The 18,053-nt window shown below is 60.8% G+C and carries 15 protein-coding genes; 10 read left to right on the forward strand and 5 right to left on the reverse strand.

Annotation, left to right across the window (positions count from 1 at the left end):
• Positions 1-20 precede the first annotated feature (20 nt).
• On the forward strand, positions 21-815 hold the full coding sequence (locus tag NEZ08_RS14520) for an HAD-IA family hydrolase (RefSeq protein WP_298107951.1): 795 nt from the start codon (positions 21-23) through the stop codon (positions 813-815).
• Here the strand turns inward: NEZ08_RS14520 and NEZ08_RS14525 are convergent.
• A complete protein-coding gene (locus tag NEZ08_RS14525; protein WP_298107954.1) occupies positions 812-3,415 on the reverse strand; it encodes an EAL domain-containing protein in 2,604 nt (867 codons plus the stop codon). The genes NEZ08_RS14520 and NEZ08_RS14525 overlap by 4 nt on opposite strands.
• Positions 3,416-3,948: 533 nt before the next feature.
• Between NEZ08_RS14525 and NEZ08_RS14530 the strand changes: the two genes are divergently transcribed.
• Genes NEZ08_RS14530 through NEZ08_RS14540 form a run of 3 tightly spaced genes read left to right on the forward strand, consistent with a single transcriptional unit; the run spans position 3,949 to position 6,846 of the window.
• Entirely contained in the window at positions 3,949-4,725 is a 777-nt protein-coding gene (locus NEZ08_RS14530; RefSeq protein ID WP_298107957.1) for a transcriptional initiation protein Tat, read from the forward strand.
• Positions 4,726-4,734: 9 nt separating this feature from the next.
• Complete coding sequence (locus NEZ08_RS14535; protein ID WP_298107960.1) at positions 4,735-5,715, forward strand: substrate-binding domain-containing protein; 981 nt, start codon at positions 4,735-4,737, stop codon at positions 5,713-5,715.
• A gap of 21 nt (positions 5,716-5,736) precedes the next feature.
• Entirely contained in the window at positions 5,737-6,846 is a 1,110-nt protein-coding gene (locus NEZ08_RS14540) for a TQO small subunit DoxD (protein ID WP_298107963.1), read from the forward strand.
• Positions 6,847-6,937: 91 nt separating this feature from the next.
• On the opposite strand, the gene NEZ08_RS14545 is transcribed toward NEZ08_RS14540, so the two are convergent.
• Positions 6,938-7,234, reverse strand: coding sequence for a hypothetical protein (locus NEZ08_RS14545; RefSeq protein WP_298107966.1), 297 nt, complete (start codon positions 7,232-7,234; stop codon positions 6,938-6,940).
• Positions 7,235-7,567: 333 nt separating this feature from the next.
• Here NEZ08_RS14545 and NEZ08_RS14550 point away from each other — a divergent pair, with 333 nt between their 5' ends.
• Genes NEZ08_RS14550 through NEZ08_RS14560 form a run of 3 tightly spaced genes read left to right on the forward strand, consistent with a single transcriptional unit; the run spans position 7,568 to position 10,533 of the window.
• Complete coding sequence (locus NEZ08_RS14550) at positions 7,568-8,647, forward strand: efflux RND transporter periplasmic adaptor subunit (protein ID WP_298107968.1); 1,080 nt, start codon at positions 7,568-7,570, stop codon at positions 8,645-8,647.
• Positions 8,648-8,683: 36 nt separating this feature from the next.
• Entirely contained in the window at positions 8,684-9,817 is a 1,134-nt protein-coding gene (locus NEZ08_RS14555; protein WP_298107971.1) for an ABC transporter permease, read from the forward strand.
• Positions 9,814-10,533: an ABC transporter ATP-binding protein gene (locus NEZ08_RS14560; RefSeq protein WP_298107973.1), complete on the forward strand. Its 720-nt coding sequence runs from the start codon at positions 9,814-9,816 to the stop codon at positions 10,531-10,533. The genes NEZ08_RS14555 and NEZ08_RS14560 overlap by 4 nt, the downstream gene beginning before the upstream one ends.
• Positions 10,534-10,682: 149 nt before the next feature.
• Here the strand turns inward: NEZ08_RS14560 and NEZ08_RS14565 are convergent, their stop codons facing one another.
• Positions 10,683-11,681, reverse strand: a complete 999-nt coding sequence (locus NEZ08_RS14565; RefSeq protein ID WP_298107976.1) for a L,D-transpeptidase — start codon at positions 11,679-11,681, stop codon at positions 10,683-10,685.
• A 567-nt stretch (positions 11,682-12,248) separates the two neighbouring features.
• Between NEZ08_RS14565 and NEZ08_RS14570 the strand changes: the two genes are divergently transcribed.
• Both NEZ08_RS14570 and NEZ08_RS14575 read left to right on the forward strand, forming a co-directional pair.
• A complete protein-coding gene (locus tag NEZ08_RS14570; RefSeq protein WP_298107978.1) occupies positions 12,249-12,914 on the forward strand; it encodes a L,D-transpeptidase in 666 nt (221 codons plus the stop codon).
• Between the two features lie 32 nt (positions 12,915-12,946).
• Positions 12,947-15,130 carry a lytic transglycosylase domain-containing protein gene (locus NEZ08_RS14575; protein ID WP_298107980.1) on the forward strand — a complete coding sequence of 728 codons (2,184 nt, stop codon included), beginning with the start codon at positions 12,947-12,949 and terminating at the stop codon, positions 15,128-15,130.
• A gap of 122 nt (positions 15,131-15,252) precedes the next feature.
• Here the strand turns inward: NEZ08_RS14575 and NEZ08_RS14580 are convergent, their stop codons facing one another.
• Together NEZ08_RS14580 and NEZ08_RS14585 are read right to left on the reverse strand one after the other, a co-directional pair.
• A complete protein-coding gene (locus tag NEZ08_RS14580; RefSeq protein WP_298107983.1) occupies positions 15,253-16,167 on the reverse strand; it encodes a DUF2950 domain-containing protein in 915 nt (304 codons plus the stop codon).
• Positions 16,164-17,693: a DUF3300 domain-containing protein gene (locus NEZ08_RS14585; RefSeq protein ID WP_298107986.1), complete on the reverse strand. Its 1,530-nt coding sequence runs from the start codon at positions 17,691-17,693 to the stop codon at positions 16,164-16,166. The genes NEZ08_RS14580 and NEZ08_RS14585 overlap by 4 nt, the downstream gene beginning before the upstream one ends.
• On the opposite strand from NEZ08_RS14585, the gene NEZ08_RS14590 reads away from it, so the two are divergent.
• Complete coding sequence (locus tag NEZ08_RS14590; protein WP_298108037.1) at positions 17,656-18,039, forward strand: hypothetical protein; 384 nt, start codon at positions 17,656-17,658, stop codon at positions 18,037-18,039. The genes NEZ08_RS14585 and NEZ08_RS14590 overlap by 38 nt on opposite strands.
• Positions 18,040-18,053: the final 14 nt, after the last annotated feature.

An 18,053-nucleotide genomic window follows, 5' to 3' on the forward strand; every position in this document is an offset into this window, starting at 1 on the left:
AACGAGGAGAGGATCGATCCATGAACGTCGAGACACTATCAGTACTGCTTCGGCCGCGCCGCCTGGAAGATAGGATCGTCCAGGCGGCCGCGCTGGTCTTCGATGTCGACGGCACGCTTGCCGAGACCGAGGGCATTCATCGCCGCGCCTTCAATGCGGCTTTCATCGAAGCCGGCCTTGACTGGTATTGGGACTACCGGACCTACAAGAAACTCTTGCGAACCACCGGCGGCAAGGAGCGAATTCGGGCCTTCGCCCGGTCGCGATTTCCGAGGGTCTGCTTGTCCGATTCGGTAGTCATCGCCTTGCACCAACGCAAGACACGGCACTATGGCAGGCTGATCGCCCAGCACACCTGCCGGCTGCGTCCCGGCATCGCGAGCCTGATCCGCAATGCCCGCGCGCGCGGCCAGGCGCTCGCGATCGCGACCACGACAACATCAAGCAATATTGACGATCTGTTGTCGGTCGCACTGGACCAAAACTGGCGCAGCCTGTTTACCGCCGTCGTCGCCGGAGACGATGTTGAACGCAAGAAGCCGGCGCCCGACGTCTATCTCGAAGTGTTGGCCAGGCTTAAACAGCGTGCGAGCGACTGCCTTGCCATAGAAGACTCGGCCAACGGCCTGAAAGCGGCGATCGCTGCCGGAATTCCGACGTTGATCAACCGCAGCGAATACTTTCGCGATGATGATTTCTCGGGGGCGCTGGCGGTCGTCGACGATCTTACTGAGTTCGGGTTAATCCCAGCTGCAGGTGTCAACCACCTTGAAGAAATGCGATTTGAGAAGGTTTGGCCCGACAGAAACGACTAAATCACCGCCGACGGATCCAGCAGATCGGGCCTCCGAGCAGGGCCGGAGCGCCGGGCGGAAAGCGACCGGCCGACACTCCGCAACATGGCGCTCGCCCGGTTGGCACTGTGTTCGAGCAACCAGCGCCCGAAGGCGGATGGCGACAGCGCGGACGCGTAGAGAAACCCTTGGATCACGTCGCACCCAAGTTCGGACAGCAGATTCCGCTGCCCTTCGGTTTCAACGCCCTCGGCCACGACGGTGAGTTGCAGGCTCTGCCCGACGCGCACCACGGTGGTCACAATGGCCCGTGCCGTAGGATCGCTCTCGACGTCGCGCATGAAGCTGCGGTCGATCTTCAATTCACGAATGGGCAGATGAGCGAGCCGGTTCAGGCTTGAATAGCCCGTGCCGAAATCGTCGAGCGACAGTCCAGCTCCGAGCTTGCGGATGGCACTCATTGTCTCGACCGCCACCGAGCGCTCGTTCAGGAACACGTTTTCCGTGACCTCGAGCATCAGCATTTCCGGGGCCAGGTGATACGCGGTGAGGACTTCTGCGACTACGGAAGCCAGGCCCGCATGCTGAAAATTGATCGGAGAAAGATTGACGGAAACACAGGGTATGTCGAGGCCGGCGTCACGCCATTGCGCCATTTGCCGGCAGGCCTCGCGGATAGTCCACAATCCGATCTGCTCGATCAGCCCGCATTCCTCGGCAAGCGGAATGAATTTGGCCGGCGGAACCTCTCCAAGGACCGGATCACGCCAGCGCGCCAGCGCCTCGACGCCATGCAAAGCGCCGTCGCTCGTCCTGATCTGCGGCTGATAATGCAGCGTAAGACCGCCATCGGCGAGCGCGGCACGCAATGCCGCGCTGTAGGCGAGCCGCTGCTCGGCAAGCCGGTTCATGTCCCGGCTGAAGAAGCGATAGGTGGCGCGGCCCGCCTGTTTTGCCTTGTACATGGCCGCATCGGCCTGCTGTATCAAAGTGTCCAGGTCGCTCGCGTTGTCCGGATAGATGCTGATGCCCATGCTGACCGAAACGGGCACTTGCCTCGCTCCGATCTTGAGCGGCGCCGCGAGCGCTTCCATGATCCTGGAAGCCACCAGTGATGCTCCCGAAGCATCGCAATCCGGCAGCAACATCACGAATTCGTCGCCGCCGAGACGCCCCAGCACGCCACCCTGCTGGACCTGCGTTCGCAGCCTCTGCGCGAACTCCGCCAGCATTTCGTCGCCGGCGGAATGCCCCAGTGAATCGTTGATGTCCTTGAAATTATCGATGTCGAGGAAAGTCAAAGCGACGCTTTTCCCATCGGATACCGAAGCGATCATCTCTGAAATCAGATACCGCAAGCGCGCCCGGTTCGGCAGTCCGGTCAAAGTGTCATAGTAGGCGAGCTGCGCGATCTGGGCACGCGCCTCCTTGCGCTCAATTGCGAGCGCGCCAAGGTGAATGCAGGCCTGGACGATCCTTTCGTGCCAGCGCGAGGGTGCGCGGCATTCCCTGAAATAGAAGGCGAAGGTTCCGATCACCCGACCGTCCTTGGCCTTGATCGGCGAGGACCAGCACGCGCGCAAGCCAACTTCCAGCGGCCTCCTCTTGTAAGACTGCCAGCGCGGATCGCTGTCGATATCCGTGGCAAGCACCGCCTTGCCATGGTAGGCCGCCGATCCGCAGGAGCCGACCTCCGGTCCGATCGCAACCCCGTCCAGGGCTCGGGAATAATCATCAGGAAGGCTCGGGGCCCCCAGCGGGTGAACCAATCCCTCGGCGTCGATATGGAGCAGCGAGGAAACGACGTCGGGCGCAATTTCCTCGACCCGACGGCAAAGCCGGTCGGCGATTTCCGTAATTGGAATTTCGTCGGCGAGCGCCGTCATGATCAATTGCTGCAACGACCACAATTGCCGACTTTCGGTGATATCGTCCAGGAGCGCGACGATGTACTTGACCTTGCCGCGGGCGTTACGGAACGCTTTGACGTGGGCACCGAGCCAGATCTCGTCGCCGTTAACGTCATAGGCGAGAACTTCCTCGTCCATGCCGCTTTCGCGCCCGACACAGCGTTGCAACCGCCTCAGCATGGAGCGATCGGTGTGCGGTCCAGCGAGCAGTTCGACAATCTGCCGGCCTTCGGCGCGCTCGATGCAGTGACCAAACATGCCAACGAACGTGGCATTCACGTAGACGACCTTCATGCTGCGGTCGACGATGATCACCGCACGGTTGGTTCCGTTGGCAATCATCACATGCAGCGCCAGTCGCTCGCGCAGCTCCAGGTCAGGCGTAATGTCCCGCACGAGCGCAATCCTGCGTAGCGCGCCGTCGGAGAGGATGACATGTGAGAGCGTCAGTACGGCGCGCAGACGGCCGCCGTCCGGGCGCGTGATCGTGAATTCAGTTCTGCGGTCTTCCTCGATATCCTTGAGACCGAGCGTGTCGGCGGGTCGGCCGAGAATTTCGCTCCGGGCTATGCCCCAAATCCGTTCCGCCGCTGCGTTGAAATGACGGACCTGACGATCCTGATCCAGGACCACAACGGCATCATTGGCCCGATCGAGTGCGGCCAGAAGAACGTCGGAACTTTCCACAGCGGGTCGTTCGTGCGCGGACATCAAACGCTTGATCGCTCGGGGGAAACTATAATCGCAAACAAGCGTACCGTCCCAACCGTGTTTAAAGGGTTTTGCAGCCCTGCGCGCCGCCGCGGAAAGAAATTATCGTTAAGAATTCGCTACCGTCAGGCGCCACACGAACGCGTGCATTCGAGCTCGCTTCGTAGGCAGCCCCGTCATTGACAGCTTGGAGCTGAGCGAACGGTAATTCACCCACAAACCCGTCCTTGTTCATCCTCAAAACTATCGGGGCGGCCCACGCTTCGGACTTCAAAAGCGAGCCACGACGGGGCGTGATCCGGCGTTCAAGAAGCCGGGCGGGTCATGCGCCGTCCGACATTGCATGCTTCGCGAATTCATCAAGAGACAGCTACCCCCTGGGTCAGAGGTCAAGTCTTGGTTCATCACAACGAGCGATCAAATCGATCTGAAAATTCGTTTGGAGCGCCGCCTCGGCGAGGCCTACCTTATGAGCCGACCTCTTTGGGAATGAGCCATGGATTTCCGCGGTACCCGACGTAAGGAGAGATAGCATGACGATCAACAACTCACGGCGTATCGCTTTGCTCGGTTTCGGATCGTTCGCGGTCGGCACCGCCGCGCTTGCCGCAGACCCCTCACGCGCCGGCACCCTAATTATATCGCCCGGCGCACGCGAGCTCCCGGAGCTGATGCGGCGGCTCGGCCGCGCGCCTCGCCGACGCGATTTCAAGACCGTGCCCATGATTCTCCAAAACCCTGAGTTCTGGGATGACGAAGCACTCAAGGAAGTTATCGCCTATCGCGGCACACGCAAGCAGGTGTGGGACGCCACAAAACTTGAGGGTCCTTGGCTCAACCTCATGCGCAATTCGATCAATGCGCAGATATTCTCCTTCCGGCACGAGGATTTTCTGGCGGTGTCCGCCACACACGGTACTGCACATCTCGCGTTGCTCGATCAGGCGATGTGGGACAAGTACGAGATTGCAACGCTTGCAGGTACCAAGTTCAAGACCAACACGCTGGCGATGCCAAAGCCGGCGCCAGCCGATTTTGCTCACGTTGAGAATCCCAAGAGCGTGTTCGGTCCGGACGGCGCCACAATCCCTGCGCTACAGGAACGCGGCGTCGTATTCCTTGCGTGTCATAATGCGATCTGGGAACTGACGGCGAAGCTCATCGCCTCCGGCAAGAATCCGGATCACGCCTCCCATGAGGCAGTGGCCGCCGAGCTCACCAACCACCTCCTCGACGGCGTGGTGCTGACCCCCGGGATCGTTGCAACGATTCCGGAGTTGCAGCAGGCCGGCTTTCACTACGCGGCGTAAGGGGCTCACATGCGCAGGCTCTCTAGCGCTGCCGTCCTGGCTGCTATCGTCCTTCTGCCGATCGCCACACGGGCTGCCGATCCAATTCCGCACGATTCGATTTTTCCACCCTGGCAGCACGGAGCGAACAACGACGCGCGGGACCGTGGGCTCTCATTCACGGTTCCTGAGATCGACAATCTTGCCGACTTCCACGGCAACCTGTCCGACCCGAAGCTCGTGCTCTATGTCGGCGGCAACTACTTCTTCGCCATGGCGCCGCTGACAGCGGCCTTTGAACAACAGCATCCCGAGTTCAAAGGCAGGATTTACTGGGAGACCATTCCGCCCGGACTTTTGGTCAAGCAGATCGAGGCCGGCGGTACCGTTACCTCGGGCAATATGACCTGGACGGTGAAGCCGGACGCCTATTTCGCCGGTCTCAACAAGGTTCAAGGTCTGATCGATCAGGGCGTGCTGGCCGGGCCGCCTGTTCCTTACGTCACCAACACGTTGACCATCATGGTACCAGCCGGCAATCCGGGCCATGTCAAGGGTCTCTTCGATCTGGCGCGGCCTGACCTTCATCTGGCCATGCCGAATCCCGAGTTCGAGGGTGTCGCTAACCAGATCGAGAGCTCGCTGAAAAAGGCCGGCGGCGATGCCCTGGCAACGGCCGTGTACAAGACAAAGGTCGCCGACGGCAGCACGGTTCTGACTCATATCCATCATCGGCAGACGCCGCTTTTCCTGATGCAGGGACGCGCGCAAGCCGGCGTGACTTGGCAATCGGAAGCGGTCTTTCAGGAAGGGATTGGTAATCCGATCAGCCACGTCGACATCCCAACCAGGCAAAACGCGACCGCGGTCTATGCCGGCGCGGAAGCCAAGGACGCGCCGCATCCGCAAGCGGCGCGCCTCTGGCTCGCGTTCATCCGTTCGCCCACGGCTCTCGCCATCTTCGCCCGTTATGGATTCAAGCCCTTCACCAAGGCTGCGTCAGCCGATTGATGGTTAAAGGAGAATGCAGTCATGTCCTCCCTGTCTTTCACGTCTACTGAAAATTTTGTGCGATCGATCGATAATGCCATCGGGCTGACGGAGGCGCAGCGCGCCTGGCGCACGGCCGCGCTCGCCCTGCTGTCGGTCCGCTTCATTCAAGGCTTCATCTACTGGGGCGGCGGCTCCCGACGATTCATCTATGCACCCTCGAAACTCAATCCGGAGGCTCCCACCTGGATGGCGAACAAGTTCCAGACCGCGATGCCTGGAGCGCTGTTCGGCACCGACCACATTATCAGCTACATGCTGCAGCACTTCTGGCTGCTTTATGCGGGCGTGATCCTATTCAGCGCTGCTGAACTGATCGTCGGCGTGATGCTGATGGCGGGCGTCTTCACCCGCGCCGCCGCGCTGGTATCGATGGGATTCTCCGTGCTGCTGATGGCCATGTTCGGCTGGCAAGGCGCAACCTGCATCGATGAATGGACCATGGCGGCCGCCAACCTCGCGATGGGCGCGACCTTGCTGCTCGGCGGCAGCGGCGCCTACTCGATCGACAACGTTTTGATCCGGCGCAATCCGTCGCGGGCGGAAGGACGCTGGTTTCGCTGGACGTCCGGTAGCCTGCCTCTACCCATCAAGGACATCGCCTTCCGCAATCTGGCGCTCGCGGTGCTCGGCTTCGTGCTCTTGTTCGATATTGGCACCTACAGCTACTATCGCGGCTCCGTGATGACCCCGTTTCATGGCGGACCGGTCAGCCCGACCAAGCACCATCTCACCCTCGGCAAGGCCGGATTGGTACCCGACGGATCTGTCCGCTTCCACGTCTATCTCGACGGCGGTACGCCTGAAGCGCCGGTGCATGTCGTCGCAGCCGATCTGCTCGATGCCAATAACCGGTCCGTCGCGCATTATGATGCGGCCGCGCTTTCGGCGCTGCCAAAGACCGCCTTCGCGAATGATTACGCTTATAACGAATTCGCATCCGGTCCCTTCGGAATCCGTGCTGCGATGGGCGCTGCCGCCACGGTGACCCTGCCCTCGCCTGCTTCTGGTGCCGCTAACCAGGCCAGATCGATCCGGCTCACCGATGTCGACGGACGAACCTTTTCGGCAACGCTGGACAACAAGCCGTAAACGACGGCCCTGACTCTGCGAAGCTGCGCCGTGGCGGCGCGGAATCAGCATCTCCGCGTCGCCGCTTCCGACAGTCACTGCTTCGACGCGGTTATTTGTGGCGTCTTATGTGTTTAGTCTGTCGTTTTGGCCGGTGGCCAAACATCGCGCGGCAACGCGGAGTGAGCTGGTCGAGATTCCGCAGCATGCAGCCTTTGATGGCCTCCGCGTCCGGTATGTAATTGCTGCATAGCCACCTGGCTTCATCCTCGCACGCAGCACGCTGCTCTGCCGTTCCTTGTGCCGCAACATCCGAAGCCGCAAACAGCGTGATCAGTGCCGGTGCGGCCGTCACGGCGAGTGGAATAATATAGAGCGTTCGACGCAGATAGCGGTTCTCGACTCCCATGGCCCTCTCCAATCGGAATGCGATCACGATCGCAATGCGCCTGCGTGGGTCCTAACCATTCAAGATTAGGAAATCATGAGCTCGCTGCAAGCCACAGCAAGCGTTCCAGTTGAGGGTTGCTTACGGCAGTCGCGCACGACCCCGTTGATCCACGTCAATATCTTGCGGACGCAAAGCGGCTTACGTCAGCAGCAAGGTCGAACTGGAAGGCCGCCTCGACCTGGCGAGTTGGTGTCGTCGGCTGGACTCCGCCACCTCGGGCGCCGACGGTCAGCCGCCCCTAGAGGGACCACCTGACGTTCGTTCCAACGCGAATAACGGAACTCGTCGCTGATGCCGAAACACGTAAGTGCCATTCTGATCGCATTGGTTCTCATTGGCGGGATCGCGATCCGCACATTCGTGCTGCCGCGGGATACTCAAGACGTGGCGTGTACGGCTGCGACCGCGTCGACCGCTAACGAGGCTTCCATAATTCATCAAGGCTGGGACGCTGTTGCGCCGGGGCGAATCGAGCCGCGGACGGGCGAGTTCAAGATTTCAGCGCCGATGATGGGACGCATCAGCGCTGTCCTGGTCAATCCTGCCGACAAGGTATTTGCCGGCGAGGCATTGATAAGCTTCGATGATGCCGAAGCGCGGGCTCATGTGGCGAGCGCACGGGCCCAGATAGCCGTGCGCAAGCGGACCCGCGACGAGCAGCGGGTTACGGGCCGCGCGGCCGATCGTCGCAAGGCCGAGGATGCAGTCGCCGATGCTGCGGACTCCGTCATTTCTGCACGCGCCAGGGTAGACAAGGCGGCGATTGCCCGTCGACAGAGCGCCGCATCAGAGATCGACCTCGAAGCGGCCCGGAAAGCGTTGGCAGAGGCGCAAGATCGGCTGACCCAATCAAGGGCCGACCTGCGCACGCTCGTGGCCGATCCGGCAACGCCCTTGCCCACACAGCTTGAAGGCCAACTCAATATCGCACGTGCTGAGCTGGAGGCCGCCGAAGCGGGATCCGAACGCCTTACCATCCGCTCGCCGATCGATGCGACAGTGCTGCAATTGAATGCAAAGGTCGGCGAGTTTGGAACTCCCGGTTCGCCACAGCCCCTGGTCGCGCTGGGCGACGTCTCCGCACTACGCGTGCGCGCCGAGATCGACGAACACGATTACGGCGCTGTCAGGGTCGGGCAGCCGGCCGTCGTGCGCTCCGATGCATTCCGCGGCCGGGAATTTGCCGGCGCGGTCACCTCGGTCGCACCGATCGTGCAGTCCGGGCGGCTCGGCGGCTCAAGTCAGCGCAATCTCACCGACGTCGACGTAGCCGAGGTTCTCATCGATCTGCACGAGCCGGGCCCTCTCGCAGTCGGCATGAAACTCGACGTCTATTTCGGTCGGCTTGGAACCGCCGTGAGTGCGAAATGAGCAAGTCGCCGTTTGACAGCCGGAGCCGCTAACGAAATGCCGTTGATTCTGAGACTAGCCTCGCGCAATTTATTCCAGGATCGGCCGAGGTTTGCCGGCAATATCATCGGTATTGCGATCTCGATCATTCTGGTCACCGTGCAGATGGGCCTTTTGCTCGGATTTGCGCGCATGATCACCACAATGATCCAGCACGCCTCCGCCGATCTCTGGATCGTCTCTCAGGCGGCGAACTCTTTTGAAGATGCTGCGCTGATCGACGAGTACCAGCGTTTCCGCGCCCTCTCGGTCGGCGGGGTGACGGAAGCCGTGCCGGTTGTCACCGGCTTTGCCCAGTGGAGTGTGCCGACCGGCACCAAGACGCCCGTATTCATCGTCGGGTCAGGCGCCGGGACTGCCGGATTGCGGCCCTGGAACCTGATCGAAGGCGATGTGCGCGCGCTGTCCGTCCCGGACGCGGTCGCCATCGACCGTTCCTATTCCGATCGCCTCGGGACCATCAGCTACGGCGCGCACGTGGAAATCGGCGGCCAGCGGGGGCGCATTCTGGCGGTTACCGATGGCATTCGCTCGTTCACCACGACGCCTTATCTGTTCACGTCACTTGATCGGGCACGCAACTACACCGGCATTCCGCCCGGAAAAGCCTCCTTTCTCCTCGTGCGCCTTTCCCCGGCCGCGGACCGTGATGCGATCAAGGCTCAGCTCCGAGCCAAGCTTTCCGATGTCGACGTGCTAACGACTGACGAGTTCAGCCGCCGCAGCCGCTCATTTTGGTTGTTTGGGACCGGCGCCGGCGCCGCATTGTTTGCCGGCGCCTTGCTCGCCAGTCTCGCCGGAACTGTAATCGTGGCGCAGACGCTCTATGCCAGCACCAAAGACCACCTTGACGAGTTCGCGACACTTCGCGCGATCGGAGCATCCGCCTCATATCTCCGGATGGTCATCGCATTGCAGGCGGTAATCAGTGCCGTCATCGGATTCCTCGTCGCACTTGCCATCAGCACCGGCGTGGCGAAGATGACGGCCGATGCAGCATTGCCTGTCGTCATGACTCCCGGGCTGACGTTCGGACTTTTCGCGCTCACAGTAATCATGTGCGTTGTGTCCGGCTTTTCCTCCATCATCAAGGTCATGCGGGTAGATCCCGTGACGGTATTCGCCCAATGATTCAACCGCTCATCGAAGCAGTCGATATCGTGAAGGTGCTAGGCAGTGGCGCCGGACAGGTGAAGGCGCTCAAAGGTGTCAGCCTGGCGCTTCAGGGCAAGGAATTAACGCTGCTCATGGGACCATCCGGGAGTGGCAAGACCACACTGTTATCCGTGCTCGGCTGCATGCTCTCGCCAACCGATGGAACGGTTCGCGTGATGGGGCAATCGACGCAAGGTTTGGCAGCCGAAGAGCTTGCCGAGATCCGCCGCAAAAACATCGGATTCATCTTCCAGTCCTTTCATCTGTTTCCAACGCTGAACGTCCGCGACAACATTCAACTTGTACTCGATGTTCGGGGCGAGCGAGGCACACCGGCAATCGGTAAAGCCAAGGAGGCCCTCGCGATGGTCGGCCTTGCGCACAAGTCGGCAGCGCTTCCGCGTGAACTCAGCGGAGGAGAGCAGCAGCGGGTCGCGATCGCACGGGCCATCGTCAGCAATCCGTCGGTACTGCTTGCAGACGAGCCGACCAGTGCGCTTGACCGTCAGAATGGTGAGGCGGTCATGGAAGTGCTTGCACAGATTGCCAGACAATCGTCGCGCGGGGTTCTAATCGTGACCCACGATCCGCGCATGCTGCGATTCGCGGACCGGATCGTTCGCATCGAAGACGGACGTATCATCGGCGAGGAGCGAGGCAAGGCGCCACAGCATGACTTGGCGGAACTCTGACATCAGTTTATGCGGCAATCTGCCGACCCTCGGAAACCGCTCGACACGGTTGCGGCCGCCTTGACAATACAGTTCACCACCGATGTGGCGTTAAATCGTGGCTCATTCCCGAGCGCCAACAAGGAATTGTCAGAACGACCGGCCTCACCTCAATGCATCTCAACAATGAAGTCCGTGCCCTTTCCAGTCTCATGACTAAATCCGCCATCCGATATGATCAGCGACGAGGCAGGCGTCAGTAATTCAGAGATCCGGTCGATGGCGTCCTGAGGGATTTCAATGCGTTCGAGAGCGGCGGATGGCGTCGACACAGAACTCTCGACCATTTGGCTTATCGACTTCTCACGTGGTTTGCCGCTGTGACCGATTTCGTGAGGCAAATCGGGCGGCATCGACACGACGATCCAGCTGATATCCGCTTCGTCGTTCTGGCTCTCGGTTGCGGTAAACACGTGTGTGCCAATCGGCTCCTCCGGATCTTGAATTTTGACCGGGACTTCGAACAACGGAGAGAAGCCCCGACGAACGAAAAGCCTGCTCGACCTGCGACTGATGAAGACGGAAATGGGAACAATCTTCCCTGACACCGACGAAGCGGAAGCCGGATTCAAGAGCTGACTGCTGGCGGTCTCCGGCACTCCGGCATCCGATGCGCTATGCGTGACCGCGGATGCTGCGATGCCACTGCCTGGATCCGCCAACTGCGCTTCAGGAGAAGCCGGTAGGACCTTCCGTTTGAAGAGATGCGGATCGGCTATCCCGACCGGCTGGACATCGTCCGGCGCGATGATCACGCGCGTGCCGCGCTTTGTGAGATGCCATAGACGAATGGCAAAGTCGTTGGTCAAACGGATGCAGCCGTGTGACGCCGGATAACCCGGCACGACTCCTGCGTGCAGCGCTATCCCTGACCAGGTGATGCGCTGCATGTACGGCATGGGGGCGCCGCTGTAGATGTTTGAACGATGCCAACGCTGTTTGGCGATGACGCTGAAAACGCCGATGGGCGTTGGATGATGCCGGGTCCCCGTCGACACCGAAGAGCGCGCAATCAGCGCGGCATTCTCATAAAGCGATACCCGCTGGTCTGGGATTGAGATGATGATCTGAAGCGGCCCCTTTGCTTCGGCCTCAACGTTCGTGGCCAATTCAGCGCTTGTGTGCCGATGCGAGTGACGGTGTTTGTGCGGCGCGTATTGGCCAGACCAGAACCCGTGTTGAGGCCAAAACGGAAACTGGGCATGGACGATCCCGGGGGCAAACAAGGAAACGGCGAAAACCGTCCAGCAGCATATCGCCCCGGAACCTCGGATTTTGACACGCGAACCTGCTGATGATCGCATGAACCTGGGCTTCCATCGGCAGGGAGGTACCGCGTCCATATGAGTGAGCCCCCGCAAAACCAACGCCCAATGTGCTGGGCCGATCACGCGCCATCGCGTTTTCGAACGTGTCGAAATCGTCCGGCGCCTCGGTCTCTGCGCCCAATGGAGAAGCCTTCCCTTCGAATCTGGTTGCAGTGAGTCGAAAATGGGCCGTCTTCGAGGTTGCGCGATCTCTCTTGAACAATCCACCAGCGCGAACGGACGTGACGCCCCAGCCCTAAGTCGATCACCGCTAATCACGGGCGACTTCGCGCACATTCTCAAGCGTCTGCCTTGATTTTTGCATCATTCCGGCAGCAAATTAAATCGAGTCACGCGTTGGAGGGGCAGATGGTGCCGAGATCCGCACTGGCGTGGTTATTCCTGGGCCTGTCGGGATTGGTTATCGCCGGTTGCGCGCAATCGACGCTGTCACCGACGTCAAGCGAGAACTTCACTCAGAGAGATCGGCAGTTATTGGCCAACCCGCCGTACGCTCAGGCGAACATCCCCGAGCAATATCGTCGGCACATTGTCGAATTCCCCTACAAGCAGAGGCCGGGAACGATCCTGGTCGATTCCGACTCGCGTTATCTTTATTACGTCCTGCCGCAAGGTAAGGCGATCCGCTACGGCGTAGCCGTCGGAGAGGAAGCGATGGCATGGTCCGGCGTCGCGACCGTCGGCCGTATGGCCGAATGGCCAGACTGGATCCCGACCCCCGAAATTCAGGCGCGTCTCGGTCCCTACCCGCGACGCGTTGCGGGAGGTCCGGAAAATCCGCTCGGCGCGCGAGCCCTGTATCTTTACGAAGGCAACAAAGACACCTTGTACCGGATCCACGGCACGAACCAGCCTGAATATATCGGTAGGGCCATATCTTCCGGTTGCATACGCATGACCAACGAGGACGTGATCGATTTGTATGATAGGGTGAAGCAGGGTACGACCGTCGTCGTGCTCGCCCCTGGGCAGGGTGGGCGGATGGGTGCCTTTACAGGCGTACGCGGTTGGTGAGAGGTCGCTGAGCATTCGAGGGGGACGATGCGATGAACCGACACTTGCGTCCGCTGTCTTGCTGTCTGACTTTGGCTGCGCTCGCTTTTTGCTCGACTGACGCCGCGGCACGCGCCAGCCCCGGGGCTTATCACGACAAGAAGTCGCACGAAGCGGCCGGATCGCATCATCGCCATAGTGCAAATCTCAAAAAAAACAGACACGCAAAGCATGTCCGGCCCGAGCGAAGCAAGACGACGACGTCCAACGACGTGACCTCCCCGGTTGCGGATACGCCTCCGCTAACCGGCGATCTCGCTGCCATCAAGAATGCAATCGACTTGACGCGCAAAGCCAAGATATCCGAGGCAACCGCCATCGAAAAAGCGATCGCCGATCCAGCGGCACGACAGTTGGTCGAGTGGTTCATCCTGCGCCATGCCGATTGCGGGGCGAACTTCGACCGCTATGCAGCATTCATCACCGCCAGCCCGGACTGGCCAGGCATGGACCTCATGCGCAAGCGGGCGGAGGCGGCCCTCTGGCAGGAGCGCAGCAACTCAACTATCATTCGCAGTTTCATCGGTAACCACCCGATAAGCGCCAAAGGTCGTTTCGCACTCGCCCGCGTCCTGCTCGGCGAAGGCGACCGCGAAGGAGCCGCAAGGCTGGTCCGACAGGCCTGGCGTTCGGACGAATTGTCGGAGCGCACCGAAGCAGACGCGTACGCGCAGTTCGGCGACCTGCTCACGCGCGACGACCATCTTGCGCGCATGGACAAGCGGATCGGCGCCAAAGACCTTGAGGGCGCCAGGCGCGCCGCAAAACGACTCGGCAGCGACGAGGCTTCAATCGTGAAAGCCTGTGCTGCGGGTAACACCGACAAGGCCCTCGATCTGCTCAACGACGTTGCGGCAGAAGCCCGCCGCGATCTCGGATACACACTCTGCCGCATCCGCTGGATGGCGCATCACGATCGGATCGAGGAGGCAACCAGCCTGATGCTGGCCGCCGCGCCGGAAACCATGGCGCTTCAGGACACCGACGAATGGTGGCGCGAGCGGCGCAGTCTCGCGCGCAAGCTGCTCGATCTCGGCAAGTTCGAGACCGCCTACCATGTGGTTCGCGATGCAGCAGTGCCGGCCAGCAGCTACTATCGTGCGGACTTCCACTTCATGTGCGGGTGGATCGCCCTGCGTTACCGCAACGATCCTGCGACGGCGCGGGCGCATTTCGCACATATAGACGACGGTGCGGTCGATCCGATCGTGCTCGCACGAGCGAACTATTGGCGAGCCCGGGTTGCGGAGGCCCTCGGGGAGAAAGATGCGATGCGCGCCGGCTACGAGGCCGCCGCGCGGTATCCGACTGCGTATTATGGACAGCTTGCACGCGCCAAGCTCGGCCTCGGCAAGATCGAGCTCCCGGCGCCTCAGCCGGTTAACGATATGGCGCGTGTCGATGCGCGTGTACGAGCCGCCGAAATGCTTTACACGGTTGGAGAGGGCGACCTCGTGGTGCATTTTGTCGCTGACCTCGCCGCACACAGCAATGACGTGGCCGTGCTGGTCGCGCTCGCCGAGCTGGCCGGCCGCCACAATGATGCCCGTGCCATGTTGCAGGTCGGCAAGCTGGCGCTCGCCCGCGGGCTTGCGTTCGGAGATTACGCCTTCCCGATCGTCGGAGTTCCGCCATTCAGCCCGATCGGCCCGGCAATCGAACGCAGCATCATCTATTCGGTCGTACGCACCGAGAGCGCGTTTGATCAGAAGGACAAGTCGTCGGCCAACGCTGTCGGCCTGATGCAGGTCACGCCGGAAGCTGGACGCGATACAGCGAGGCGGTACGGCGTCACCTATGATTGGGATCGGATGGTCTCCGATCCCGTTTACAATACGCAAATGGGTGCGGCCGAAATCAGCGCATTGCTCAAGGAATATGCCGGCAACAGCCTCATGACCTTCGCCGGCTACAACGCTGGCCGGGGCCGCGTACGAGACTGGATAAAGCTATATGGCGACCCGCGCGATTCCAGCGTGGACACGATCGATTGGGTGGAGCGCATTCCGTTTTCGGAAACGCGCAACTATGTGCAGCGCGTCATTGAGAACCTCAACGTCTATCACATGCGATTTGAAAGCGCCGCAATCGCGAAGTCGAAGCAGGATCAGGCGCCCGCGAATTCGAAAGCCGATCCGGCAGAGCTTGTGACAGCCGCAACATCTGTCTCAAGATGATTTTCGATCGCGGAGGGATGTCACCGCTGCGACCGCTACATCCACTCACGCCTTCGCAATCTGCTCAGGTAGGGAAGGTGCTCATTTTTCGATTCGCCGGAATACCCGCTATCTTGCCGCGCTCAAGGCTTCGCTGCATCCACCTTCTTCCACGTCCGATCCGGATCGAACAGCGTTATGCGCTTGGCCTCGAGGGCGGTCGATCTGCCAAGATCTTTCTGGTAAACGATGCCGGCGTGGTTGACCATGAAGGTCATGACGCCGGAATTGCCATACTCCGCCGGGTAGGCGATCAGCGCAAACCCGCCGATCATTTTTCCGGTTGCCACGTAGCTCAGCGCGCCGCCCGGCGCGTCCGGCCCTTGCGCCGTCAGGATGCGATAGTAGTAGCCGTGATAGGGCGCACCCTTCCCTTCGAGTTTGTATCCCTCGCTCGAAGCCTTGGCCGCCAGTTCACCGAGCGGGCTGGGGTCATGATCGTCGCGCCAGAACAGGCCGTCCTTTTTGCCAGGACTGCTGACGAACCGTTGCGCGTAAACGCCGACGCCTTGACCGTGATCCTTCTCGGCATATTCGTTCTCAGCGTCCACGAAGGCGAGACAGGTCTGGATCGCGTCGAGCTCGTTTCGGCCGATGCGGCGATAGAGGATTTCCTGACGGCCCGCCTTGGTATCGAATTCCCACCCGCCCCTGGTATTGTACAGCGGAATCGGAAATGGAAAATCGTCGTTACCGACGATCAATGTGGCTTTCCTGTTTCCTTCTGGCTTGATCGAGTGCCTGGCATCGTAAGCGGCGGCAAAACGTTGCCGCACCTCCGCATCGGCAACCTCGTCGCCGGATGCGACGATGTCGTCGGCGTCGCTGCCGAGCACCTTCAGGACGGCCCGATTCGATCCACTCTTCACCGCATCGGCGAGGGCGGCGGCAGCCAGTTCGGGCGAGGAAAAGGACTCCTGGGCCTGCGACGCCGTGGTCATCAACAGAGCTGTGAGAGCGGCCGCGCCGGCACGAGTGAGCAATTTGCGATCGATCATGGCGTTACCTCCGCGGGTATCCTTGCGCCGCCGGCCAGCCATGCCCGGTATGTCTGAAATTTCAGACCGAGCTTGTCGTAGTAGACCCTGAGATAACCGTCACTGCCGCGCGTAACTGCGTCAGGCATGATGGCCTGTACTTCCTGAGCGATCACACCAACATAGGCCTTGGTGCTCCCAATATAACTGAAGCGATAGTAGCCGAGCCCATTATTGAGATGGCCGAGCAGCATGACGTCGTGCTTGAGCGCAATGTCGGACCGGCGGCCACCACCGCGGAAACCGCCGCCTCCACCTCCCCGGAAACCGCCGCCGGCGGCACTAGCAAAGCTCGCCCGCCCGCGCGCCGATGCCGCACTGGCCGCCCGTCCTGACGACACGTTGAAGCCGCCACCGCGCGCCGCGCTGCCGGCGCGGCTGGCACGATCCGCGGCACCCGCGCGATCACCGCCGCCTCTGGTTCGATCTGCCGCGCCACGCCGATTGCCGCGATCAACCCCGGCGCGGTCGCCACCGCGATTGCCCGAGCGCTCGGCCCGTTGTGTACCACGATCCGCGGCGCCGGTACGACCGCCAGCCCGGTCCCCGGCGCCCGCACGATCCTGTCCGGGACGAAGCACCTGCTCTCCGCCCCTGCCGCGAAAATCCATGCGATCCGCAGCACCTGCTTTCAGGTTGTTATTGCCGAACCGCTGCTGAACGTTCGCGTTGTTGTAGCGCACGCCCTGACGATGCGCCGGATTGTGCTGCCAGCTGGTTCCGATGTTGTTGATCTTGTTGTAGTGATTCACATAGAGGTTGCGGTTGCCCCAGTTGGCGGCACCGCCCCAGTAATTGCCCCAGCGGCCGATGGCCCAGCCCGCTCCGAAGGCAATACCGGTCGCGATCACGCCCGCGCCAATGTAGCCTGGATAGCCGAAATAATACGGCGGATAGTCCGCGTAAGGCCAATCCCCGTACACCGTGCCCGGATCGTAGTAAGGCACATAGACCGTATTTGGATCGGCCTGTTCGACCACAATCACCCGTTTGCTTTCCTGGGTCTGCACGCTGACCTTCTGCTGCTTGGTGCTCACAAGCTTCTTGTTGCCGTAGGCCTTTGTGCGCAAGCGCTGGATCGCGTCCATCACATCCGGTTGCTGCGCGAGCACGGCATCGCCAAGGTTCTTGGTCCAATCCAGCTTGTCGCCCATCATGGCGAGGACGTCCGCGGTCGATGCCAGCGCCTTGACGCTGTTATCCCAAGATTGCTTTTCGACTTCGGACTTCAGCGCATCACCCTTCAAATTCTTGCGCTCCTTTAGCCAGCGATCGGCCTGCACCACCTCGAGCGGATAGGTCGATGCGGCAAGCACATTTGCTAACAGCTCGTCCGGATAAAGCGCGATCGGCGCCACGAGGGACTCGAGCTGCCCGGCCGTCAGCAATTCAGGGGAAGATTTATCAGCAGTCGTTTGTGCCGAAGTTAAACCGAGGCCGGCGAACAGAATGACGATCGCAAGCAATGAGCATTTAAAACTCCGCATCGCCGCACCTCTGCAAAGACGATTGCCACTCCTCAAGCTTTACTGCCTTTCATCGGCTTGCGACTCCTTGATATGGATCAACGCGAGTGGCCGGCGAGAGAGGGCGATACCTAAAATGGACGGTGCGCGTATTTCATCCAGCCGAGCCCTGATCGAGACTCAGCTTCGGCTGATTTTGGAAGTGGAGAAGCGTCAAGAGGTTTTAAGTAACTGGGCTCAGGTAGAACGGTCAGGCGGTCTGATGGGGCCGCCCTATCTGGAACCGGGCTCGTCCAATGGCGTTGCAAATAAGGCAAGAAGGGAACTCTTCTTTGACGGACATTCCCAGCTGATTTCATCAGATTAATTGGGAGTGGGAGC

The organism is Bradyrhizobium sp., assembly GCF_027451485.1.
In the GTDB taxonomy this organism is placed as follows: Bacteria; Pseudomonadota; Alphaproteobacteria; order Rhizobiales; family Xanthobacteraceae; genus Bradyrhizobium.